Source organism: Sphingomonas sp. BAUL-RG-20F-R05-02, from assembly GCF_022662305.1.
In the GTDB taxonomy this organism is placed as follows: Bacteria; Pseudomonadota; Alphaproteobacteria; order Sphingomonadales; family Sphingomonadaceae; genus Sphingomonas.
In genome coordinates, this window is record NZ_JAKNQH010000005.1 from 368117 (window position 1) to 391649 (window position 23533).

Sequence of the window (23533 nt, forward strand, 5' to 3'; positions counted from 1 at the left end):
TGCATGTTCATTGCGTGAGAGCCGCTTGCAGACTGTTTACCATGATCGCCAAACCACGCCTATCAGGGGTGTTGCTTAGGCATCATTCGCCAAGAACATGGTGGAGGAAGGCTACGCTATCCGACAGCACCGGTGCTTTCCCTCTGAACGGTATCGACAGCGCCATCGCCACGTTTTCATGAGTCAGGTTAGGGTAGTCTCGAAATTCGGCAGTCGCGCCGAGCGACTTCAGTCGCCGCGAGAGATTGGCGGCGTTGCGCGGCTGCACTTCGGTATCGCCTGAAGAGGTGACGAGCAGCATCGGCGGCGCGTCGGCGCGCGCATAGGTGATTGGCTGGGTGATGCGCGGATCATGCGTACCCTTGAAGGCTTCGATCGCGCGCGGCGAAGTCCAGGGGTAGAAATCATACGGCCCGGACAGGCCGACCACCGCCTTGATTGTGTCCCGCGGCATGCCTTCATCGGCGAGATAGTGCGTGTCGAGGGCGAGCAGCGTGGCGATATAGGCACCGGCGGAATGGCCGGCGACCGCGATGCGGGCAGGATCGCCGCCGTATGCAGCGATGTGATTGTGCGTCCATTTCACCGCGTCCGCGCCATCCTCGACGAACGCGGGAAATCGAACGCTTGGAACCTTGCGGTAATCCGGCACCACGACGACGAAGCCCTGCTTTGCAAACGCACGCGCTGCAAAACCATAGGCATCGTGCGAGCCGGCTACCCAGCCGCCGCCGTAGAAGAAGATCAGAACTGGCAGCGCCTTGCCCGTGGCCCCGGTCGGCCGCCACACGTCGAGGGTCTGGCCATGGTTGCCGAAGCCAAGATCATGGCCCGGCCGTTCGGCACCCCAGCCTCCACCAAGCGCGCCGTCCAGGAAGGTGAGTTGCCCCGGCGGCGTCAGCAATGTCAGGATGGCGACGAAACCGACGGCGAGCAGCCCCAGCCCGATCGCGGCAACGCGGAGGATCAAGCCGCCTGCAACGGCAGATAGTGCGCGGTCGTCCGCTCGGCGACCTCCCCCTCGGTCACTCCGGGTGCGAGTTCGACCAGCGCGAACGGACTGTCATGGTCGGGGCGGCTGAACACGCACAGATCGGTAATGATCATGTCCACCACGTTCTTGCCGGTCAGCGGCAGCGTACAGGCGGGGATGAACTTGGCGTCACCGTTCTTGCTGGTATGCTCCATCACGACGATGATCTTCTTCACGCCGGCGACGAGATCCATCGCGCCGCCCATGCCCTTGATCATCTTGCCGGGGATCATCCAGTTGGCGATGTCGCCGTTTTCGGCAACCTCCATCGCGCCCAGCACGGTGAGGTCGATATGGCCGCCGCGGATCATCGCGAAGCTCTGGTCAGACCCGAAATAAGCGCTCTGCGGCAGTTCGCTGATCGTCTGTTTGCCGGCGTTGATGAGATCGGCGTCCTCCTCGCCCGCGAACGGGAAGGGGCCGATGCCGAGCATGCCGTTCTCGGACTGCAGCGTCACTTCCACGCCCGCCGGGATGTGGTTCGCCACCAGCGTCGGGATGCCGATGCCGAGGTTGACGTAGAAACCATCCTGCAATTCGCGTGCGGCGCGCGCGGCCATGTCGCCACGGGTCCAGGCCATTACTTACTCTCCGTGGTAGCGGGGTCGGGTAGGGGCGCCGATCCGGGCGTCCAGCGTTTGTCGGCGGGAAAGATCTCCGCCGGCGTGCCTTTCAGCGCGGTGCCGTAAACCGGGTTCGGCAGCATGAACCAGCCGTGACCCCACAGCAGGCGTATCTCGCGTCCCGCTGGAAGCTGGCGGCGCGCGGCGATGGTGAGGTCGCGCGCGTTGAACAGATCGCTGAAATCGCCGAGCTGATCGCCGACCATCGCGATCACGCAGTGGTGCACCGAAATGTCCTGACGGCGCGTATCCTTGCCGTTGCCGGTACTGCCGCCGTCGCCCTTCAGCCAGAGGTTCTTGCCGTACGCGACCGGGCCGACGCCAAGTCCGTTGAGCATCGCCGCGGTCTCGTCCGCATTCGCGCCCGACCGGTTCGAGTTGAAGATCACCTCGACATGCGCGTCGCGCGCGACCTTGATGGCGTCTTGCACGCCGGGAACGAGCGAAACCGCCCTGCTGCCCGACTTCTCCCACGCGTCCCAGCGCTCCGCGCTATAGCCGCCGCCTGCTGCAAGGCTGGCCTGCTCGAAGCCGAGGTTGAGCACCACCGTCTCGTCGATGTCGAACACCACCGCCATCGGCTTCTGGTCGCACGGCAGGAAGGCTGGTTTCTGGAGCGTCGCGCCGGGGGCGAGCACGACCGAACGGACATCACGCCCAATCGCACGATCCGCCGCGATACCGAGGAGGTACGTCTCCAGCGCGTTATAGGTCTGGATATACGCGGCGGCGGCTTCGCCCGAGCCGTAGAGATATTGCTCGCCCGCCGGCACCGCTATCGAACGCGACGGCGTCAACAGTGCCTCGCGGCGTCCGCCCGGCGTGGCGCGCCGATCGCGCCGGCGGCTTAGGCGAGACGGCGTATCGGTCATCGCCACCGTGATCGGCTGCACCATCGCCACGTGACCCGTAGGCGAGGCGGTGTCCGGTCTCGCATACGCGGCCTGGATGACGGGCGCCGCATCCGATGACGACCAGTAGACGGCATGGTCGGTACCGTTCTCGCTCCGGCCCGCCAGACGCGCGTCGTCACGACTGCCCATGTCGTTGGCCGTTACCGGCACCGCCGCAAAACCTTGCAGCAGCAGAAAGGCCGTCGGGAGCAGGGCAGGCAGTCGCTTCAAGCGGCGCGTTCCCGCACGGTGCGGAACTCGATCTTCTTGTCGTACGGGCTGCCGACGATCATCCGCTTTACGTAGATGCCAGGCAGGTGGATGGTATCGGGATCGAGGCTGCCGACCGGCACCACTTCCTCGACTTCCGCTACGCACACCCGCCCGGCGGTTGCCATCGGTGCGTTGAAGTTGCGCGCGGTCTTGCGGAAGATGAGGTTGCCGCTCTCGTCCGCCTTCCAGCCCTTGATGATCGACAGATCGGCACGGATGCCGCGCTCGAGGATGTAATCTTCCCCGTCGAAGTTCTTCACTTCCTTGCCCTCGGCCACCAGCGTGCCGACGCCGGTCTTCGTATAGAACCCGGGGATGCCGGCGCCGCCTGCGCGGCAGCGTTCGGCAAGCGTCCCCTGCGGGCAGAACTCGACCTCGAGTTCGCCAGCCAGATACTGCCGCTCGAATTCCTTGTTCTCGCCGACATAAGAGGAGATCATCTTCTTGACCTGTCGGGTACGCAGCAGCTTGCCGAGACCCTCGCCGTCGATGCCCGCATTGTTGCTGGCGATCGTCAGATCCTTCGTGCCGGCATCGCGGATCGCGTCGATCAGGCGCTCGGGAATGCCGGACAGGCCGAAGCCGCCCGCACAGATCGTCATGCCGTCGTGGAGCAGACCGTCAAGCGCGGCGGCGGCGTTCGGATAGAGCTTCTGCATGGATACTCCTTGACGATCCCCGGCGGATAGGGGCGCGGTGCGGCGGTGGTCAAGGGAGCATGCGCCCACGCTATTGACTACGCTTGTAATCATGTGTGATTACAAGCGTAGTCGGATTTAGGAGCGAGTCGTGGCGGAACGGATCAGCGATGCCGAACATGCGGTGATGGAGGTGCTGTGGGAAGACAGCCCGCTCACTGCGCAGGACGTGTCGGAACGCGTCGCCGCCACGCGTGATTGGTCGGCCAACACGGTCAAGACGTTGCTCGGCCGTCTGCTCGCCAAGAAGGTGATCGCGCATGAGGCGGATGGGCGGCGCTATCTCTACCGTCCGCTGGTCCCGCGCGAAGACTATGTCGCAGGCGAATCGCGGCGGCTGATCGATCGGCTGTTCGGCGGCAAGTTGACCCCGCTGGTCGCGCATCTCGCCGAGCGGGATGCGTTGTCGGCGCAGGATATCGCCGAGATCGAGGCTTTGCTGAAAGGTCTGAAATCATGATCGGCTGGATGATCGAAGGGCTGATCGCCTCGGGCGTGCTGATGGCGCTGGTGCTGCTGATCCGGCACCCGGTGCGGCGCGCGTTCGGTGCGGACGTGGCCTATGCCTTGTGGGCGTTGCCGGTTCTGCGTCTGGTGCTGCCGCCTTTGCCTGCGACGGTACCGCATCTGGTACCGCAGGCTATTCGCCACGCGGCGATTCTGCCGGTCAGGCAGGCAAGCGAGCCTATCGCGGTGATGTTGGCCGCCCCAGCCGCCGGAGCAGGGCAGGCGGCGCAGGCGTTCGACTGGACGGTGTTCGTGCCGGTGTTGGCGGCGGTCTGGCTCATCGGCGCGCTGGCGTTCGCCGGCTTCCACATCCTCGCGCACCGGCAGTTCTGCCGCGATCTGCTTGCCGAGGCGGCGCCGGTCGAGGCGCGTGGCGACATCGCCGTGATCGAAACGCCGGCGGCGCGCGGTCCGCTCGCGTTCGGCATCTGGCGTCGCTACGTCGCGTTCCCGGCCGATTTCAGCGCCCGCTACGACGATGCCGAGCGCGATCTCGCGCTGGCGCACGAGCTTGGCCACCATGCGCGCGGCGATCTGATCGCGAACTGGATCGGGCTGGCGGTGTTGGCGTTACACTGGTTCAACCCGGTCGCCTGGTACGCGTTCCGTGCGTTTCGTACTGATCAGGAAGTGGCGAATGACGCGCGCGTGTTGGCCGGTCGACCGGCGATCACGCGGCACACCTATGCCTGCGCGATCCTGAAAGCGGCGCATGGCGGCGCGGTGTCGGCGGCATGTCACCTCCATACCATCGACGATCTGAAAGGGCGGCTGCGCATGCTGACCACCCGTCGCATCTCGCGTGCGCGGCTGGCCGGCGGCGCGGCGACGGTGGCGCTGGTCGGCGTAGCGGCGCTGGGGCTGACCGCATCGGGCACGCAGGCGGCGGAGCATGTCCGCGTGCGGGTGAAGACGGTTACGGGCGTCGATCTGGCGACGATCGATCGGATCGCGCCCCTCGTGGCGCCGCTCCCGATCACGCCGGTAGCGACTGGTGACCGGCTTGCCCCACTTCCGCCGCTGGCACCGGATGCGCCACGCACCGCCGGGCCGCCGCCCGTGCCGCCCATGTCCGACGTTGATGTCGACGCACCTTCCCAGCCACCGGCCAGCGGCGCCTCGCACATCACCGCAGCCGTGGAGAAGATCGTGACGACCGACGGCCGCGAGATGCCCCGTCACATTGTCCGCATCGACGATGAGGATATCGCCACCGACGACAGGTTCGCCAATCTGCCGCAGGTCGTCTCGTCCAACTGCGGCGACAGTGCGGAACGCCCGCTGGTGATCCATGACGAGCAGGGCGGGCGGCGCCGCATCACCGTCTGCAACGACCGGATCGAGAAAGCCGCCGCGCACGCCACCGCAATGGCGGCGAGCGGCGCGGTCATGCAACGCAACGCCTATCGCTCGGCTATGGCAGGTTTGCGCAAGGCGCGCGCCAACGTCACCGACAATATGCGGATGCCCGCCGAGGGCCGCCGTGAAGCGCTTGCCGCGATCGACCGGTCGCTGGCCGAACTGGACGCGGACATGGCGGGCGCGCGCTGAGGCTGGACGCGCGGCGCGGGCTTGCGTTCGACGCGCCGCGCCGCCACATCGCGGTGATGGACGAACAGCAGACCGGCATCGCGCAACCGCTGGAGCCGCTGGTCGCGCGGTTGCTCGCGCCCAATCCGTCGCCGTTTACCTATACCGGCACGCAGGTTTATCTGGTCGGTCAGCGTGAACTTGCGGTGATCGATCCTGGTCCCGATGTACCCGAGCACATCGACGCGATCGTCGCTGCGATCGCCGGGCGGCCGGTCGGCGCGATCGTCATCACCCACACGCACCGCGATCACAGTCCGGCGTCGCGTCCGCTCGCGGCAATCACCGGTGCGCCGATCGTCGGCTGCGCCCCGCTCGCGCAGGGCAACACCGGCCCCAGGCTGGAGGCCGGGTTTGACATTGATTATGCGCCGGACCGCGTGCTTGCGGACGGCGACACGGTGGCGGGGGAGGACTGGACGCTCAGCGCGATCCATACGCCGGGACACACGTCCAACCACCTCTGTTTCGCGCTTGCCGAGACGAACGCGCTGTTCAGCGGCGATCATGTCATGGGCTGGTCCACCAGTGTGGTTGCGCCGCCCGATGGCGACATGACCGACTATATGGCCAGCCTCGACAAGGTGTTGCGGCGCGACGATCGCATCTATTACCCAGCGCATGGCGATCCGATCGACAATCCGCGCCGGCTGGTGCGCGGGATGATGGGCCACCGCAAGCAGCGCGAGGGGCAGATATTGCGGCTGCTGCGCGATGGTGCACGCCCATTGCCGGAGATGGTGGAACGCATGTACGTGGGCCTTGACCCGAGGCTGCGCCCCGCCGCCGGGTGCTCGGTGCTGGCACACCTGATCGATCTGCGCGGGCGCGGGTTGGTGGCGGAGCACGGCGAGGTCTGGTCGCATGTCGGCTGAGCCCGCACCCCCGCGTGCCTCGGCGTGGCTCGTGCCCGCGATCGCCGGCGCGGTGTTCCTGGCGGTGCTGGTTGCGCTCGGCGTGGGCGGCTACCTCGTCTACAGACATTATACCGTCAGCTACACGGTCGAGCGCGAGAGCGACGGGGTGACGATCTCCAAGGTGGTCGACGCGAAACTCGCCGGGGCGACCGACCTTCGCGTCAGCAAGTTGACCGGTACGGTGCAGGCGACCGCCTCCGACGCGGGCTGGGGCGGGGTGCTGCCGTCGGGGCTGGTGTTCAAGGCTCCGTTCGAGGCGGACTATTTCGTCGATCTCGCCAAGCTGGATCGCAGCCACTTCTTCTGGAACGCGACGTCGCGAACGCTGATCGTCACGCCGCCCGACGTGCGCGTCGACAGTGTCAACGTCGACGAGGCACGCGCGACCGTGGACCAGACGACTGGTCTCCTCGTCACGCGCGGTGCGATGGCGCGCCTTCGGCAGCGTGCTTCCGGCCGCGCCGAGCAGGTGGTGCAGCACGAGGCGACCGCCGCGAAGAACATGATGCGCGCGCGCGAGGCGGCGCGGCGCGAGATCGCCGATCTGTACCAGCGCCCGCTCACCATCGCCGGGCTCGACGCGCATGTCGTCGTGCAGTTCGAGGGCGAGGGCAATCGCAACTCGGAACAGTGGGACCGTAGCCGTTCACTCGACGAGATCCTCGCCGCCGGCAAGTGAAGACCGGCTGACAAGCGTCGCGCGAGCGCCTATCTGCACGCGCGAGGGAGACCAAGCGCATGACCGTCCAGACCCAAGACCTGCAAGGGCTCGACCTGCGCGCCGAGATCGACCGGCTGCGCAAGGAGCGCAACGCGGTCATCCTCGCGCATTATTATCAGAAGCCTGAGATACAGGATCTCGCCGATTTTGTTGGTGACAGTCTCGACCTCTCGCGCAAGGCACAGGCGACTGATGCCGACGTGATCGCGTTTTGCGGCGTTCGCTTCATGGCGGAAACGGCCAAGATCCTCAGCCCGGAAAAGATCGTGGTGCTGCCCGACATGGATGCCGGCTGTTCGCTGGAGGATTCGTGCCCGCCCGAGCAGTTCGCGGCGTTCCGCGCGGCGCACCCGGATCATATCGCGCTGACGTACATCAACTGCTCGACCGAGGTGAAGGCGCTCTCCGACGTGATCGTCACCTCGTCCTCGGCCGAGAAGATCCTGTCGCAGATCCCCGCCGACCAAAAGATCATCTTCGGCCCGGACAAGAACCTCGGCGGCTATCTTGCGCGCAAGACGGGTCGCGAGATGCTGCTGTGGCCTGGCGTGTGCATCGTGCACGAGGCGTTCAGCGAGACCGAGCTGCTCAAGCTTCAGATGGCCAACCCGGGCGCGCCGATCGCCGCGCATCCGGAATGCCCGCCCTATATCCTCGACCATGCCGATTATGTCGGCTCGACCAGCGGCATCCTCGCCTTCGCCGACACGATGCCGGGCGACACGCTGATCGTCGCGACCGAGCCGCACATCATCCACCAGATGCAGAAGGCGGCGCCTGCCAAGACCTTCATCGGTGCGCCCGGTGCTGATGGGAACTGCAACTGCAACATCTGCCCGTACATGGCGCTCAATACGATGGAGAAGCTTTACGTCGCGCTGCGCGACCTGACGCCGCGCATCGAGATCGAGGAAGGGCTGCGGCTGCGCGCGAAGAAGAGCCTGGACGCGATGCTGGCGATGGCGTCGGGCACGGTGGGGCTGGGTGATCTCGGCCCGTTCGTTGCAGCGTGATCGTCGCCTGACGGGGCTGTCCTACGCACCGTAATCTGTGATCTTTGCGCACCCTCTTAACTGGGGGTGTCGTGATGACCGGATTTATAATCGCTCGCGCCGGGGATATTGTCGAGCGGTTCGCGCCGCGGGCGGTACCGAACTATCAACAGGCGTTTGCGCACGGCGACGCGCTGCTTACCGCGCACGGCATCGCCACGCCATTGCGGCTGGCGCACTTCATGGCGCAGGTACTGCATGAAACCGGCGCGCTGACACAATTGGTCGAGAACGGCAGGTATTCGGCAAAGGCGCTCGGCGCTATCTGGGATGCCGGCAACTGGCACGGCTATTTCGCCAATCGCGCGGCCTGCGTGCAGATGGCTGACCATTGCCGGCGAGATGAGGGCGTAGCGCTGTTCAGTCTGGTGTACGGCGGCAGGCTCGGCAACGGTTCGGCGGCAACACGGGACGGCTGGACGTATCGTGGACGCGGCATCCTGCAAACCACCGGCCGCGCCGCCTATGCGACGGCGTCCGTGCGGCATGGCGTGGATTTCGTCGGCGATCCCGATCTTGTCACATCCGCTGAACACGCGCTCAAACCCGCGCTTGCGCAATGGTCCGATCGTAACTGCAACGCCGCCGCCGATCGCAACGATCTCGCGGGGGTCACGCGACTGGTCAACGGCGGCACGGTTGGGCTGGCCGAACGCGCGGCATGGTTCGCGCGGATCGCGGCCTTTACCGGCGTGCCGGCGCATTTTAATTCGTGACAGGAAAGCAAATTGCCGGCACCTTGCTGTCTGGAGGTGGTCGGTGTCGATTCAGTGTCTCTCTACCCAGGCGCAGCAGGTGGCGATCATCGACTTCGAGGCGTCCTGTCTGCCGGAGGCGGGAGAGTCCTATCCGATCGAAGTCGCGCTCGCGAAGGTCGATGGATCGACCCGGAGCTGGTTGATCCGTCCGTCACCCGATTGGCTGTTCTGGGATTGGTCGAGCGAGGCGGAGCAGCTTCACGGCATAACCCGCGAGATGCTGCTGCAGCATGGCCAGCATCCGGATGAGGTGCTCCAGGAACTGGTCGCGGAGGCAGGAGATTGCGCGATCTACGCGGATTGCGATCTCGACGCCTATTGGTTGGAAACGCTGGCGCAGGCGTGCGACCGGGCACCGCCATTCACCGTGCGATACCTAGGTGAACTGCTCTGTGCGGAAGGTGCGTCGCGCGGCGATGTCGTTTCCGCGCTGGAGCGGGCGAGGCTGTTGCTGTCGGCCGAACACGTCGCGCGGGACGACGCCAGCCGACTTGCGCTCGCGTTGCGACTGCTGGCGGTGTCGCGCCGTCACTGATCTAGCATAGGTGCAGCGGTGTCGATGAACCCGCGCCGAAGCCCATGCCGCTTTCCTCCCCCCTAATTGTTGCGGCTCCGAATGCCTATCTTCAGGGCCGACATCATAGCGGCAAAGGCGTATCGCACATGGAAAAACGCATTCTCGGCAACAGCGGGCTTGAAGTCTCGGCGCTCGGCTTCGGCTGCATGGGGCTCAATTCCAGCTACGGTCAGGGAATATCGAAGGACGAAAGCGTTACCCTGCTGCGCAAAGCGGTCGATCTTGGCGTGACGTTCTTCGATACCGCCGAAGTCTACGGGCCGTTCACCAATGAGGAGATCGTCGGCGAGGCGCTGCGTCCGGTGCGCGATCAGGTGGTGATCGCCACCAAGTTCGGCTTCAACGCGGACAAGGGTGTGGGCGGCGGGCTCAACAGCCGGCCCGATCATATCCGCGAGGTGTGCGATGCTTCGCTCAAGCGCCTCGGCGTTGACGTGATCGATCTGTTCTACCAGCACCGCGTCGACACCGCCGTCCCTATCGAGGACGTTGCCGGCACGCTCAAGGATCTGATCGCGGAGGGTAAGGTCCGCCATTTCGGCATGTCGGAAGCGGCCGCCGCGACGGTCCGGCGGGCGCACGCGGTGCAGCCGGTCGCGGCGCTCCAGAACGAATATTCGCTGTGGACGCGTGACCCGGAGCATAACGGCATTCTCGACACCTGCGAGGAACTCGGCATCGGGCTGGTGCCTTACAGCCCGCTCGGTCGCGGTTTCCTGACCGGCGCACTCGGGGCGGGCGAACTGACCGAAGGTGATTTCCGTAAGATGCTGCCGCGCTTCACGCCTGAGGCGATGGCGAAGAACCGGGCGCAGATCGATCGCATCAAGACCATCGCTCAGGCGAAGGAAGCGACGCCCGCGCAGATCGCGCTCGCGTGGCTGCTCGCGCGGCGGCCCTGGATCGTCCCGATCCCCGGCACGACGAAGCTGCACCGGCTCGAGGAAAATCTCGGTGCGACGGGCGTGACGTTGAGTGAGAACGAACTCGCCGAGATCGCCAGCGCGCTTTCGGAGATCGACGTCGAGGGCGCGCGCTACCCGCAACACTTGATGGCCGCGACCGGCAACTGAGCTGGCAACCGTTCCCGCGCCGATTTTCGCTGTGTCGACCAGCGAGACGCGGCGCGGGAACGGTGCCGTTGCGGGAACTGAATAGGCGTGAACAACACACTGTCGTTGAGAGGGCCGATCTGGCAAAGCCGGGCCATCTTCTAGTGGTGCGGGACAGGTTGATGCCTTTTCATCTCGATCGTTTCAACCTCGACGCCTTCGTGGCGTCGACGCTTGCCGAGGATCTGGGGGAGGGCGGCGACATCACCGCCACTGCCGTAATCCCGGCAGAGGCGCGGTTCAGCGGCGTGATGGATAGCCGCGATGCCATCGTCGTTGCCGGGCTCGGCTTGGCGGAGGCGTTCTTCCGCACGCTCGACCCAGGCGTGGTGATCGAGCGCCTGGTCGAGGATGGCGACAGCATTTCCCCTGGCACCGACTTGCTGCGGCTTCGCGGATCAGCGCGCGCGATGCTCACCGCCGAACGGTCCGCGTTGAACACCGTGCAGCATCTGTCCGGCGTGGCGACGATGACCCGCGCCTATGTCGATGCGATCGCGGGGACGGGCGCGACCCTGCTCGATACGCGCAAGACCATCCCGGGCCTGCGCGTACTGGAGAAATATGCGACGCGAATGGGCGGCGCGACCAATCACCGCATGGGGTTGTGGGATTCGGCGATGATCAAGGACAATCACGTCGCGGTGGCGGGGGACATCGGCGATGCGGTGCGGCGCGCGAAAGCGGCAGGGATCGCCAGCATCATCGCCGAGGTCGACACGGTGGAGCAGATCGCGCCCGCGCTGGAAGCCGGAGCGACGCACCTCCTGCTCGACAACATGCCGCCCGCGGTGTTGCGCGAGGCGGTGGCGCTGGTGGCCGGCCGGGTGCCGACCGAAGCGTCGGGTGGGGTTCGGCTCGACACGATCCGCGCCATTGCGGAAAGCGGCGTTACGTATGTAAGCGTCGGTCGGATCACCCAGTCGGCGCCGGCTGCCGACATCGGTCTTGATTTCGCCGCGCTTTCCTGACTTTCGCGGGCGGATGGTTGAGGGGACGACGCGCGTGAAACTATATCGTATCTTGCCGCTGCTTGCGGTGGCGCTGCCCGGGCTCGCACAGGCGCAGGCGCTGCAATGTGCGATACCCGCGTCAGTGCCGCGCCCGCACCCGGAACTTCCGTCTGACAAGGAACCGGTGCGGAACCTACCGATCGGCAGCTACACACTCGCGCTGACCTGGGCACCGGAATATTGCCAGGCGCATCGCCGCGATAACAGTGCCGATATGGAATGTGGCGGTGGCAACCGTTTCGGTTTCACGCTGCACGGGCTGTGGCCTGACGGTGTCGGCCCGGAGTGGCCGCAATATTGTCAGGCTACTGCGATCCTGCCCGCCGCACTGATCAAGCAACATCTGTGCGCGACCCCTTCGGCTCAGTTGATGCAACACGAATGGGCCAAGCACGGCACCTGCATGCCCAACGCACCGGCGGATTACTTCAAGCGCTCGACCGGGTTGTACGCCAAGCTGCGCTATCCCGATATGGACGCATTATCGCGCAAGGCGCTGACGGCAGGCGCTTTCGCGGCGGCGTTTGCAGCCGCAAACCCGGGACTTCCTGCCAGTGCGATCCGCGTCACCGCCAATCGCAAGGGGTGGCTGAACGAACTGTGGCTATGCCTCGACCGGAGTTTCGCCTTTGAACGGTGCAAGCCGAACTCTGGCGGCGTCACCTCGGGGACGGCGTTGAAGATCTGGCGCGGGCGGCGCTAGGAAGTCGCGAGATAGGTCGGCGCAGACCGGCCGCGATTCACGGCAAGCCGCCTGAGGTTGGCTAGCGTTGCTCGACGATGGCACTCGACGGGAAATGCTTGTCGAGGTGGCGCCGGATGATCTTCAGATTGCGCGAATTCGACCGGAACAGGGCGTCCGGAATGGCGCCGACGAACGGGATCAGGCCCAGGGCGAAGTCCACGCCAACGTTGCCCATCATCCGCGCCATCTGCGTCTTGGACATGCCGAGATTGCGCGCCTCCCAGACCATGTACGCCCCCATTGCCGCGCCGACCGCGTCACCGCCGATCGGAATCAGATCCAGGATCACGTCGAGGCCGATTTTCCGGTTGATGCCGGGGATTACGAACAACCCTTCGAGCAGGTGCTCCAGCGCCTCGATACGCTTGCGTACAGCCGCCACATCGGTCCCGACATATCCGGCGGCGCGGCCGTGCAGCGGTTCGGGCTTGATGCGGGTGGCCTGAGTCATAGAACCTCAATTGGTTTCGGAACGCAGCCGATTCAACGGGTGCCACGCGCGCGAGTTCCCCGTCCACGCCTTCAGCCGCAGCGACACTAGCGACCAGCGCAACGGCTGCGCCACCGGCACGTATGCTACATCGGCGGCGAGCGCGGCATCGGCCTCCGCGATGTGGCGCGCGCGCTCGGTCAACGTCGGCGCGTCGCGCGCGGCATCTAGCGCAGCCTGCGCGGTGTCGCTGCACGGCTGGCACGCGGTGGCGAGGTACCAGCGCGCGCTGTCGTACGGCGCCACCGCATCGACCAGCCGGAGTGCCGCAGGCTCGTTCCATCCGACGCGCTGCGGTACGATGCCGATCCGGATCAGGGCTGCGGCGACCTGAGCGTAGAGGGTCGCCGCACCTGGCCCGGCGGGCAGCGCCACGCGCAGCACGAGCGGCTCCGGATGACCCTGCCGCCACTGCCGCACGCGCTCGGCGGGTGACAACACCGCGTCGTCGCCCAACTGCCATGCCGGCACCGCCGGCGGCGCCGCCGAGTCGAGTTGCTCGGGCAGGATCGTCGGCGTCGAACCCCAACCCGGCGCGAATGCGGCGACGATCGCATTGCGGTCGATGCCGCGCGCAACTGCGGCGCGGTTCGCGGGATCGGCGAGGAAGCCGGTCCGGTCCGCAACCGCGAACCCGAACAGCCCGGCAGCGGGATCGATCCTGACGTTTGCAGGCGCGATCGTCGTTTGCGCGAGCAGCGGCCAATCCGCGAAGGTGCCGCCACTCACCAGATCCGATCGCTGGTGTGCGAACCGCAGGATCGCCTTGGCCGCGCGTTCCCCAATCAGGCGTACGGTCGCTTCGGGCGGCGGGGTGTCGTCGCCGTCATCGCTAGCCTGCTCTAAATCGGGCGCGGGGCGTAGCACCAGCCGTGGACCACGCGCGGCGACGATGCGAAATGGACCGCTGCCGCCCGGCGGCGCGGCGCGAACGATCGCCAACTCGGGCTGCGCGAACAGTTTCAGCAGGTCAGGCCGCGGACGCGTGAGCCGTACTTCGATCACCTCCGGCGTCATCTCGACGATTTCGTCAATCGCGGTGAGGAACGGGCGTAGCGGGTTGCGCGAGGTGCGGGCGAGCTGTCGCTTGAGGATCGCCACCACCTCTGCGGCGGTGACCGGCTTGCCGTCGCTCCACGCCGCGTCGCGGATACGGAAAATATAGCTCATGCCACCGTCGATCACGGTCCAGCGTTCGGCGACGCCGGGCTCGATCTGGCCGCTTGCATCGAACCGGACCAGCCCTTCCGCTACGGAATCGAGCAGCAACCGGTCGGGCCCGGCAAGTGCGCCACGGGCCGGATCCTTCAGTTCGGGCCGTTCGCCGATTGCGCTCGCCACTACCGCGCCCGCGTCACGACGCACGTCGCACCCGGCGAGGCCAAAAAGCAGCATGAAGGCAAGGCGGCGGCGCATCGGCGACCCTATTGCCACCGCTTCGCTGCTGCCGCTACCGCGCAAAGCACGCCGACTTTGCATTCGCGATTCCGCTTCCCGGCTTGATCGGGGAGGACCGAACGGCTCCAATGCGAGCGGTTTCAGATCTTGCGTTGGCGTCGATCATACGGAATTCATAACGCATCCAAGCTCTTGCTTCACTGCTTGAACTTGACGGTGAACGGATGCGATAATCATGTTGAAGCATTGGCCGGTTCTATTGACAGTGATGGGCCGACCGTGCTGGTAGCGCTATCAAACCGATAGACGAGCGGAGTGGGATATGAGGGGCGATACCGCGATTGTTGCGAGCCTGCCGGCTGACTGGCGGAGCGGGCGTTTTCTCGGCCGCGTGGAGACCCACGCCGGCCCCAGCCCGGTGCTGGTGCTGGAGGGCGAGGTGTTCGACATGTCGCAGGTCGCGCCAACCGTCTCGGCGCTGGTTGAAGCTGGCGATTTTTCGGGCAAGGGCGGCACGTCGCTCGGCGCGCTCGATGCTGCCGATATCAAGGTGCTCAGCCCGGTCGATCTGCAGTGCGTCAAGGCGTGCGGCGTGACGTTTGCGGTCTCGGCGGTGGAACGTGTCATCGAGGAGCGTGCGCGTGGCGATTGGGCGGCGGCGGGCGCGATTCGTGACAGCCTTGAGGCGCGCGTGGGCGGCTCGATCCGCTCGGTGCAGCCGGGCTCGTCGGAAGCGGCCGAACTGAAGGCGGCGCTGGTCGAGGCCGGGCTGTGGTCGCAATATCTCGAAGTCGCGATCGGCCCGGATGCCGAGGTGTTCACCAAGGCGCCGGTGCTTTCCACCGTAGGGCCGGGCGACGAGATCGGCATACGTTCCGATTCGAGCTGGAACAATCCCGAACCGGAGATCGCGCTGCTGGTCGACAGCAAGGGCCAGGTGGTTGGCGCGTGTCTCGGCAACGACGTCAATCTGCGCGATTTCGAGGGGCGTTCGGCGCTGCTGCTCGGCAAGGCAAAGGACAACAATGCGTCCTGCTCGCTCGGCCCGCTGGTGCGGTTGTTCGACGACAGCTTCACAATTGACGACGTGCGCAAGGCCGAGGTGAAGCTGATCATCGCCGGCGAAGACAATTACCGGCTCGAGGGTGCCAGCAACATGGCCGAAATCAGTCGCGATCCGCTCGATCTCGTCAAGCAGACGCTAAGCGAGCATCAATATCCCGATGGCTTTGTACTGTTCCTCGGCACGCTGTTCGCGCCGGTGCAGGACCGTGACGAGCCGGGCCGTGGCTTCACCCACAAGGTCGGCGACACCGTGACGATCGAAAGCGACCGGCTTGGCCGCCTCGTCAATCGGGTGGTGTTCTCGCGCGACGCCGCGCCGTGGGAGCTCGGCATCGGCGCGTTCATCGCCAACCTCGCCAAGCGCGGCCTGCTTGGGCACGCGGCATGAGCGGGGCAGTCTACCCAAGTCTCAAGGGCAAACGCGTATTGGTGACGGGCGGCGCCACCGGAATCGGCGCCGGCCTCGTCGAGGCGTTCGCGCGGCAGGGCGCGCGCGTCGCGTTTCTCGATATCAACGCGGAAGCCGGCGAGGCGCATGCCGCGCAGTACGAGGGTGTCGTGTTCCGCCCGTGCGATCTGCGCGACCTTTCGGCGCTGCAGGGCACGATCGACGCGATCCTTGGTGAGTTCGGCGGCATCGACGTGCTGGTCAACAATGCGGCCAGTGATGATCGTCATACCATTGACGAGGTGACGCCCGCCTATTGGGACGAGCGGATGGCGACCAATTTGCGCCACCTGTTCTTCGCCGCGCAAGCGGTGGTGCCGGGCATGCGCGCGAACGGCGGCGGCGTGATCCTCAACTTCGGTTCGATCAGCTGGCATCTCGGCTTGCCCGGGATCGCGCTGTACGAAACCGCGAAGGCGGCGATCGAAGGCATGACGAAGGCGATGGCGCGCGACCTCGGCCGCGACAACATCCGTGTATCGACCATCGTGCCGGGCAACGTGCAGACGCCGCGCCAGGAACGCTGGTACACGCCGGAAGGCGAGGCGGAGATCGTCGCCGCGCAGTGTCTGGACGGGCGCATTCAGCCCGCCGACGTGGCGGCGCTGGTGCTGTTCCTGGCTTCTGACGATGCTCGTATGTGTACCGGTCACGATTATTTCGTCGATGCCGGCTGGCGCTGATCGCTGATCGCGGTACGAGTACGGAATACGAGGGGTCGGCAAGGACCGACGGGGCATAACAAGGAGCAGGATGTGACAGGAACGGCGGCAATTTCGCCCGGACAAAAGCTGAATATCGGCTTCATCGCACTGATCGTGGCGGTGGCAACGATCGGCGGCTTTATGTTCGGCTACGATTCGGGTGTCATCAACGGCACGCAAAAGGGGCTGGAGGCGGCGTTCTCGCTCGGCAAGTTCGGTCTCGGCATTAACGTCGGCGCGATTCTGGTCGGTTCGTCGATCGGTGCGTTCCTCGCCGGGCGGATGGCCGATGCGATCGGCCGCCGCAACGTGATGATGCTTTCTGCGGTGCTGTTCCTTATCAGCGCGCTGGTCGCTGGCGCCGCAGGCAGTTCGTTGATCTTCATCTGCGCGCGCATCCTCGGCGGCCTCGGCGTCGGCGCGGCAAGCGTGATCTCGCCGGTCTACATCTCGGAAGTGACGCCGGCGGCGATCCGCGGTCGCCTGTCGAGCGTGCAGCAGGTGATGATCATCACCGGTCTGACCGGCGCGTTCGTCGCCAACTATGCGGTGGCGCGTTATGCCGGTGGATCGACTGCGGACTTCTGGTTGGGTTTCACCGCCTGGCGCTGGATGTTCTGGCTGCAGGCGGTTCCGGCCGCAATCTATCTGACGGCGCTGTTCTTCATCCCGGAAAGCCCGCGCTTTCTGGTCGCCAAGGGTCGTGAGACCGAGGCGCACACCGTGCTCACCAAGCTGTTCGGCTCGAACGAGGCGGACCGCAAGGTCGCTGAAATCCGTGCGAGCCTCGCCGGCGATCACCACAAGCCGAAGATGTCGGATCTGATCGACAAGACCACCGGCAAGATCCGCCCGATCCTATGGACGGGTATCGGTCTGGCCGTGTTCCAGCAGCTCGTCGGCATCAACGTCGTGTTCTACTACGGCGCCACACTTTGGGAGGCGGTCGGTTTCTCCGAAAACGACGCCTTGATGATCAACATCCTGTCGGGTGTGCTGTCGATCGCTGCATGCGTGTTCACCATCGCGACCGTCGACAAGATCGGCCGCAAGCCGCTGCTGCTGATCGGTTCGGCCGGCATGACGGTGACGCTCGGCACCGTCGCCTGGGCGTTCTCGACGGCTGTGACCGGCGCCGATGGCGCCGTGGCGCTGCCGGGCAGCAACGGGCTGATCGCGCTGATCGCCGCTAACCTGTACACCGTGTTCTTCAACATGAGCTGGGGCCCGATCATGTGGGTCATGCTCGGCGAGATGTTCCCGAACCAGATTCGCGGTTCGGGGCTGGCGGTATCCGGCTTCGCGCAGTGGATCGCCAACGCGGTGGTCTCCGTCAGCTTCCCGACGCTCGCCAAGACGCCGGGTCTGGCGGTCACCTACGTGGGGTATGCCACCTTCGCGGCGATCTCGTTCTTCTTCGTGCAGAAGATGGTCCGGGAAACGCGCGGACGCGAACTCGAGGCGATGGAAGGCTGAGTGCCGCGCCGCTCCCCGTCGGAGAGCGGCAGTACGCCAGACACGAAGAGGGGCGGCCGCTTGGCAAAGCGGCCGCCCCTTTTTGTTAGCGGGTCAGAGCGCCTCGCGCGCGTGTTTGGCGATCTGTACCGCGACGTCATGGTGCGCGGATCGCACGGTCGGCCGTCGGCGGGGTGCGGCATCGGACTGGCGGCGGATCAGTTCGTACTCGGCAAGCAGATGTTGCGAGGGCACACCCGTCTCGTCCGCCTTGCGCGCCTTGATTTCGCGGACGAGCAGGTCGACCGCCATGCGTGACATATCGGTGACGGGCTGACGGATCGTGGTCAGCTCGGGCCAGATCGTGGTGGCAAGCGCGGTATCGTCGAACCCGCAGACGGTCAGATCGCCCGGCACATCCAGCCCACGCCGGTGCGCGATCGCCACAGCCGCCGCCGCCATGTCATCATTGGACGCGAAGATCGCGGATGGCGGATCGGCAAGCTCCAGCAACTGGTCTGCCGCGTCGAGGCCGGATCGATAGGTAAACAGCCCCTCGGCGATCAGTTCCGACGCGTCGGCGAGGTTCAGATCGGCCAATGCCGCACGATACCCCTCCAGCCGCTCACCGCTCGCGGTAAGATTGCGGTTGCCGGTGATGAACCCGATCCGCCGATGCCCGAGCGATCCCAGGTGTCGCGTCATGTCGTACGCAGCCTGGCGATCGTCAATGCTGACCGACATTGCCCAATCCGGCGCATGACCGGTCGACAGAGCGACGATAGGTATGTCGCAATCCGCCAGCGCCTCCAGGATCACCTGTGAGTCGCCGAGCGGTGGCGGCAGTACAAGGCCGTCGATGCGGCCGCGCAGCAGGTGTTCGATCGCCGCGCCTTCGGTGCCTTCCTCGTCGCATTTCTCGACGATGATCTGCACGTTGGCACGGCTCGCCTGATCGAGGCTGCCAACCAGCAACGCGCTCAGATAGGCGAAGCTGGGGTTGGAATAGAGCAGGCCGATGCGAATTTCGTCGCCGCCTGCCAGGGTGCGCGCTGCGGCACTTGGCCGGTAGTTGAGCGCGGTGATCGCCGCCTCGACGCGACGTCGCGTTTCGTCGCGAACGTTCGCCTCATGGTTGATGACTCGGCTCACCGTCATCGGTGATACGCCCGCCTTGGCCGCAACATCGCTGATCGTCGGCACATTGCGTTGGCGCCGGGGGCGGGGTTCCTTCACATGCAAACCTTTCGCACAGCAGATTACGGACACGCGACATTTGCGCAAGGCCGATGCGCGCAACTTTCCCGGCATGTGCAGTCGTGCGGCAGTATATGGGCGATTACTGCCGCGCCGTCTCGATCATTTTCCTTGGCCCGGTGCCAATGGAAAGCTCAGTTGTTTGTACCACGTCAAATCGTGCTGCGGCGGCGCCGCGCCGGCTGGAAGCGGCAAATGGTTGACCGACATCCAGTAAGCAAGGCTCGCATCGCGCCACCATCGCGCCTCGCGCTCCTGCACGGCAAGATACGTGGCGGTCTTCTGCCAGCGCTCCGCATCGATGAGCGGCTTCAAAGTTGCCCAGCGCGTACGCATGTCGGCGACGTAAGCAACGCCGCGATCGTAATCCGCGACCATCTCTGCCCATAACGTGCGACCGGACGCCATCTTGCGATCCCACTTCACATGATGAAACCAGAGCAGGTCCCGCTCCGGCGTCAACGCGGGATCGGCGAAGATCTTGGCGACCGGCGGGGCGTATTGCGCAACCGCGTTGCTGCCCGTGGCCGTGCGGTCGAAGCCGATGCCACCCGCATCCGCATGATTGTAATATGTCGGGTTCCATTCCGGCCGCTTGAGATCGGAGATCCACGGTCCTGGTCCGTAATGGCCTGACGTACTCATTTGATGCGCAAGCCCAAGCGGCGTCATGTAATCGACCACCGCCTCGCGGGAGCCTTGCATCATCTGCGTGACGGTATCGACGACGCGCGGGTTGGTGCCAAACGTCTGCTCCGCCCATTCCCGCGCGATCGCTTGGGACGACAACGACGGATCCCACGCCAGCCGACCGAACGCATACCAGTTCGCCTGGTTGAACGTCGATCCGGACCAGTCGCGATCGCGCCCGATATTGGCGACCCCGGCCATGCCGGTGAGCGTATGCCCTTCCAGCGACCCGTCGATAACCTTGGCGACGGTGGAGCCCGGTCCCTTCTCGAACGTGTCGGCGTCGAGGGTTTCCGTGAACAATGGCCCGAGATAGGCGAGGTGCGTCGCGAAGCCGAGATATTCCTTGGTAATCTGGAATTCCATCATCAGCGGCGTCTTGGGCATAGCCCCGAACAGCGGATGGAATGGCTCACGCGGCTGGAAGTCGATCGCACCGTTCTTGACCTGCACGATCACGTTGGGCGCGAACTTGCCGTCAAGCGGCTTGAACTCAGTATACGCCTGCTTGGCGCGGTCCTCTGCGTTGGTTTCGGCATAGACGAAAGCGCGCCACATGATGATGCCGCCATGCGGGGCGACCGCCTCCGCCATCATGTTGGCGCCATCGGCGTGGGTGCGGTGGTAATCGCGGGGGCCGGGCTGCCCTTCACTGTTCGCCTTGACGAGGAAGCCGCCGAAATCGGGAATGGCGCGGTAGATCTCGTCCGCCTTCGCCTTCCACCATGCCGCGACCTGCGGGTCGAGCGGATCGGCGGTCTTGAGGCCGCCAATCTCGATCGGTGCGGAGAAACGCGCCGACAGATACACCTTGATACCATAGGGCCGGAACACGTCGGCGAGCGCGGCAGCCTTGGCGATATAGGGCGCCGTCAAGCTGGTCGGACTGGCGTTGACGTTGTTTAGGACGGTCCCGTTGATGCCGATCGACGCATTGGCGCGGGCGTAATCCACGTAGCGCGGATCACGGAAATCGGGGAGGGTCCACCAGTCCCACAGCGATTGCCCCGCGTAGCCGCGTTCCACCGTGCCGTCGAGGTTGTCCCAATGATCCAGGACGCGCAGTTTGATACGTGGGCTTGAGGTCAGCGTCGCGGTGGCCAGTGCGTTCCCGGTATGCACGTAGCGGATCAACGCGAAGGCCCCGTAGAGGATCGCGCGATCGCTGTTGCCGGTAATCAGCGTCACCGCGCGCCCGCCGATCCGCACCGGTCGAACTGCATAGCCCTCATCCCCCAGCGTACCGAGATCGAGCTTCAGCGCGGTCACCTGTGGCGACGTGGTGCGCGCGAGCAGCACCTCTCGCGCGCCGTCGGGTAGCCCACGGCGGAGTTCGGCGGCGGCGACGCTGAGTGTCGGCGAGGATTGCTGCGCGACGACCGCCGCTGCGGCGTGCTCGCCGTTTCGCAGCCACAGGTCATAGCCGTCATCGGCGTGGGCAACGCCACTGGTCATACCAAATATTGCAACTGCGCCCAACAGCGATAGAATAGCCTTCACATGCCTCTCCCTGGTACCGCGTCGCCATTGACAACCGCCCATATCCTCGTGATTGACAGGGGTATCATCAGCACGGCACCACAGCAATGCCGCGCGTGAACACGCGGGAGGAAGTGCCGGTATGGAACATACGCCTGCGGCCAATCGGCAGTCGAGGAACAGTTCACACCCATTTTGCACTTCCCCGGCGACGCTTATGTCGGCATATGACCTGACCAATTCTAGAGGCTGGTCAGATCATGAAGCTCAGCGCTGTAAACAGCCGCCGCAGTCTCCTGCGTCTGACTGCCGACAGGTCGATGGCGACACTCGCCGCGCAGCGCAAGCGTTGCCGCCGCCCTAGACCGCGTACGCACCGCCTGAGCGATGCCGCCTTGCGTGAAGTGATCGAGTCCGACCTGCCCGGCATCGTGGCGGCGCCGAGATGCTCCGACTTTGAAACCATCAATCTTGAATTCGCCTGAGGATAGTCATGCCAAAGATCGTTTCCGCCCGCGTCATCATCACCTCGCCGGGACGTAACTTCGTCACGCTCAAGATCGAATGCGACGACGGCACTACCGGGGTCGGCGATGCGACGCTTAATGGCCGCGAACTGGCGGTGGCGAGCTATCTCGCCGATCATGTCGTCCCGTGCCTGATCGGCCGTGACGCGCACCGAATCGAGGATATCTGGCAGTATCTCTACAAGGGTGCATATTGGCGGCGCGGCCCGGTGACGATGAGCGCGATCGCCGCAGTCGACATGGCGCTATGGGATATCAAGGGCAAGATCGCCGGTCTGCCGGTCTATCAACTGCTCGGCGGTGCGGCGCGTGAGAACGTGATGGTGTACGGTCACGCCAACGGCACGACCATCGAGGATACGATCGCCGCTGCGCTCGAATATCAGGCGCAAGGCTATAAGGCGATCCGCATTCAATGCGGTGTGCCCGGCATGCCCTCCACCTATGGTGTGTCCAAGGACAAGTACTTCTACGAACCGGCCGACGCCGATCTGCCGACCGAGAACGTCTGGAATACGAGCAAGTACCTTCGCATCGTGCCCGAGCTGTTCAAGGCGGCACGCGAGGCGCTCGGCTGGGACGTGCACCTGCTCCATGACATTCACCATCGGTTGACGCCGATCGAGGCGGGGCGGCTCGGCAAGGATCTCGAACAATACCGCCCTTTTTGGCTCGAGGACGCCACCCCGGCCGAGAACCAGGAATCGTTCAAACTGATCCGCCAGCACACCACCACGCCGCTTGCGGTGGGGGAGATCTTCAACTCGATCTGGGACTGCAAGGATCTCATTCAGAACCAGCTGATCGACTATATCCGCGCCACCGTGGTCCACGCCGGCGGCATCACGCACCTACGCCGTATCGCGGCGTTCGCGGACATGTATCAGGTCCGCACCGGCTGCCACGGCGCGACCGATCTGTCGCCGGTGTGCATGGCGGCGGCGCTGCATTTCGATTTGTCGGTGCCGAACTTCGGCGTGCAGGAATATATGCGCCACACACCCGAAACCGACGCGGTATTCCCGCACGCCTACACGTTCGAGAACGGCGCGATGCATCCCGGTGACGCGCCCGGCCTGGGGGTCGACATCGACGAGGAACTCGCCAAGGGTTACGAATACAAGCGCGCGTTCCTGCCGGTAAACCGCCTTGAAGACGGCACGATGTTCAGCTGGTGATCGCTGCCGTGCGAATGTTTTCACCGTTACACTCCCCAGTGTAATCCTCGGGGCCGGTCGCCTGGCCGGCCCCGTTTTCTTTTGGAGGATCCGCGATGCGTCCGATGTTGAACTTTGCGCTGTTGCTGCTGAGCACGGGCGGTGTCGCCACCGCCGCACAGGCGGCAGGGCCCGGTTGTTCGTGGCAGGCGGCTTGGGCGTCCTCGCAAATGGCGCCCGCCACCGCCACCGCCGACGCTTTGCCCGCCAATGGGATGGCCGGCGCCACGCTGCGCGAAGTCGTCCGCCCGACGCTTGCGGGCAAGATGCTGCGGGTGCGGTTTTCCAACG

23 protein-coding genes and 1 pseudogene are annotated in these 23533 nt (G+C 65.2%); 16 read left to right on the forward strand and 8 right to left on the reverse strand.

Annotation, left to right across the window (positions count from 1 at the left end; genetic code table 11):
* Positions 1-82 precede the first annotated feature (82 nt).
* The 4 genes from L8F97_RS13895 to L8F97_RS13910 are packed head-to-tail and all read right to left on the reverse strand — an operon-like array spanning position 83 to position 3481.
* Positions 83-970, reverse strand: a complete 888-nt coding sequence (locus tag L8F97_RS13895; protein ID WP_277924956.1) for an alpha/beta hydrolase — start codon at positions 968-970, stop codon at positions 83-85.
* The gene (locus tag L8F97_RS13900) at positions 967-1614 is read right to left on the reverse strand and encodes a 3-oxoacid CoA-transferase subunit B (protein WP_242151113.1); all 648 of its coding nucleotides are present in this window, start codon (positions 1612-1614) and stop codon (positions 967-969) included. Before L8F97_RS13900 ends, L8F97_RS13895 begins: the two co-directional genes overlap by 4 nt.
* A complete protein-coding gene (locus tag L8F97_RS13905; RefSeq protein ID WP_242151116.1) occupies positions 1614-2780 on the reverse strand; it encodes an HAD family acid phosphatase in 1167 nt (388 codons plus the stop codon). Before L8F97_RS13905 ends, L8F97_RS13900 begins: the two co-directional genes overlap by 1 nt.
* Positions 2777-3481, reverse strand: coding sequence for a CoA transferase subunit A (locus L8F97_RS13910; RefSeq protein WP_242151119.1), 705 nt, complete (start codon positions 3479-3481; stop codon positions 2777-2779). Before L8F97_RS13910 ends, L8F97_RS13905 begins: the two co-directional genes overlap by 4 nt.
* Positions 3482-3611: 130 nt before the next feature.
* On the opposite strand from L8F97_RS13910, the gene L8F97_RS13915 reads away from it, so the two are divergent.
* The 10 genes from L8F97_RS13915 to L8F97_RS13960 all read left to right on the forward strand — a co-directional run bounded on the left by L8F97_RS13915 (position 3612) and on the right by L8F97_RS13960 (position 12470).
* Positions 3612-3980 carry a BlaI/MecI/CopY family transcriptional regulator gene (locus tag L8F97_RS13915; protein WP_242151122.1) on the forward strand — a complete coding sequence of 123 codons (369 nt, stop codon included), beginning with the start codon at positions 3612-3614 and terminating at the stop codon, positions 3978-3980.
* The gene (locus L8F97_RS13920) at positions 3977-5578 is read left to right on the forward strand and encodes a M56 family metallopeptidase (protein ID WP_242151125.1); all 1602 of its coding nucleotides are present in this window, start codon (positions 3977-3979) and stop codon (positions 5576-5578) included. Before L8F97_RS13915 ends, L8F97_RS13920 begins: the two co-directional genes overlap by 4 nt.
* Before the next feature lie 56 nt (positions 5579-5634).
* Positions 5635-6492 carry an MBL fold metallo-hydrolase gene (locus L8F97_RS13925; RefSeq protein WP_242151127.1) on the forward strand — a complete coding sequence of 286 codons (858 nt, stop codon included), beginning with the start codon at positions 5635-5637 and terminating at the stop codon, positions 6490-6492.
* A complete protein-coding gene (locus tag L8F97_RS13930; protein ID WP_242151130.1) occupies positions 6482-7213 on the forward strand; it encodes a DUF4230 domain-containing protein in 732 nt (243 codons plus the stop codon). The genes L8F97_RS13925 and L8F97_RS13930 overlap by 11 nt, the downstream gene beginning before the upstream one ends.
* 59 nt (positions 7214-7272) lie before the next feature.
* Positions 7273-8268, forward strand: coding sequence for a quinolinate synthase NadA (gene nadA / locus L8F97_RS13935; RefSeq protein ID WP_242151133.1), 996 nt, complete (start codon positions 7273-7275; stop codon positions 8266-8268).
* 74 nt (positions 8269-8342) lie between these two features.
* Positions 8343-9023, forward strand: coding sequence for a glycoside hydrolase family 19 protein (locus L8F97_RS13940; RefSeq protein WP_242151136.1), 681 nt, complete (start codon positions 8343-8345; stop codon positions 9021-9023).
* Between the two features lie 43 nt (positions 9024-9066).
* Positions 9067-9600: a hypothetical protein gene (locus L8F97_RS13945; RefSeq protein ID WP_242151139.1), complete on the forward strand. Its 534-nt coding sequence runs from the start codon at positions 9067-9069 to the stop codon at positions 9598-9600.
* 128 nt (positions 9601-9728) lie between these two features.
* Positions 9729-10715 carry an aldo/keto reductase gene (locus tag L8F97_RS13950; RefSeq protein WP_242151142.1) on the forward strand — a complete coding sequence of 329 codons (987 nt, stop codon included), beginning with the start codon at positions 9729-9731 and terminating at the stop codon, positions 10713-10715.
* Positions 10716-10876: 161 nt separating this feature from the next.
* Complete coding sequence (gene nadC, locus L8F97_RS13955; protein WP_242151144.1) at positions 10877-11725, forward strand: carboxylating nicotinate-nucleotide diphosphorylase; 849 nt, start codon at positions 10877-10879, stop codon at positions 11723-11725.
* A 34-nt stretch (positions 11726-11759) separates the two neighbouring features.
* Positions 11760-12470, forward strand: coding sequence for a ribonuclease T2 family protein (locus tag L8F97_RS13960; RefSeq protein ID WP_242151147.1), 711 nt, complete (start codon positions 11760-11762; stop codon positions 12468-12470).
* Positions 12471-12531: 61 nt separating this feature from the next.
* Here L8F97_RS13960 and L8F97_RS13965 read toward each other — a convergent pair whose 3' ends face one another.
* Together L8F97_RS13965 and L8F97_RS13970 are read right to left on the reverse strand one after the other, a co-directional pair.
* On the reverse strand, positions 12532-12963 hold the full coding sequence (locus L8F97_RS13965; RefSeq protein ID WP_242151150.1) for a DUF4112 domain-containing protein: 432 nt from the start codon (positions 12961-12963) through the stop codon (positions 12532-12534).
* Between the two features lie 6 nt (positions 12964-12969).
* Positions 12970-14418, reverse strand: coding sequence for an ABC transporter substrate-binding protein (locus L8F97_RS13970; protein WP_242151153.1), 1449 nt, complete (start codon positions 14416-14418; stop codon positions 12970-12972).
* A 304-nt stretch (positions 14419-14722) separates the two neighbouring features.
* Between L8F97_RS13970 and L8F97_RS13975 the strand changes: the two genes are divergently transcribed.
* The 3 genes from L8F97_RS13975 (at position 14723) to L8F97_RS13985 (ending at position 18093) form a co-directional block, all read left to right on the forward strand.
* The gene (locus L8F97_RS13975) at positions 14723-15853 is read left to right on the forward strand and encodes a fumarylacetoacetate hydrolase family protein (RefSeq protein WP_242151156.1); all 1131 of its coding nucleotides are present in this window, start codon (positions 14723-14725) and stop codon (positions 15851-15853) included.
* Positions 15850-16596: an SDR family NAD(P)-dependent oxidoreductase gene (locus L8F97_RS13980; RefSeq protein ID WP_242151159.1), complete on the forward strand. Its 747-nt coding sequence runs from the start codon at positions 15850-15852 to the stop codon at positions 16594-16596. Before L8F97_RS13975 ends, L8F97_RS13980 begins: the two co-directional genes overlap by 4 nt.
* Positions 16597-16668: 72 nt before the next feature.
* Complete coding sequence (locus L8F97_RS13985; protein ID WP_313931996.1) at positions 16669-18093, forward strand: sugar porter family MFS transporter; 1425 nt, start codon at positions 16669-16671, stop codon at positions 18091-18093.
* A 93-nt stretch (positions 18094-18186) separates the two neighbouring features.
* Here the strand turns inward: L8F97_RS13985 and L8F97_RS13990 are convergent, their stop codons facing one another.
* Together L8F97_RS13990 and L8F97_RS13995 are read right to left on the reverse strand one after the other, a co-directional pair.
* Positions 18187-19308, reverse strand: a complete 1122-nt coding sequence (locus tag L8F97_RS13990; RefSeq protein ID WP_242151160.1) for a LacI family DNA-binding transcriptional regulator — start codon at positions 19306-19308, stop codon at positions 18187-18189.
* A gap of 123 nt (positions 19309-19431) precedes the next feature.
* Complete coding sequence (locus L8F97_RS13995) at positions 19432-21474, reverse strand: alpha-glucuronidase family glycosyl hydrolase (RefSeq protein ID WP_242151163.1); 2043 nt, start codon at positions 21472-21474, stop codon at positions 19432-19434.
* Between the two features lie 284 nt (positions 21475-21758).
* On the opposite strand from L8F97_RS13995, the gene L8F97_RS14000 reads away from it, so the two are divergent.
* The 3 genes and pseudogenes from L8F97_RS14000 to L8F97_RS14010 all read left to right on the forward strand — a co-directional run.
* The gene (locus tag L8F97_RS14000) at positions 21759-21983 is read left to right on the forward strand and encodes a hypothetical protein (RefSeq protein ID WP_242151166.1); all 225 of its coding nucleotides are present in this window, start codon (positions 21759-21761) and stop codon (positions 21981-21983) included.
* An 8-nt stretch (positions 21984-21991) separates the two neighbouring features.
* Positions 21992-23203 (forward strand): D-mannonate dehydratase ManD, encoded by a 1212-nt coding sequence (manD, locus tag L8F97_RS14005; protein ID WP_242151169.1) that lies wholly within the window; start codon positions 21992-21994, stop codon positions 23201-23203.
* Positions 23204-23298: 95 nt separating this feature from the next.
* Positions 23299-23533, forward strand: a pseudogene (locus L8F97_RS14010) (SGNH/GDSL hydrolase family protein); the annotation flags it as partial.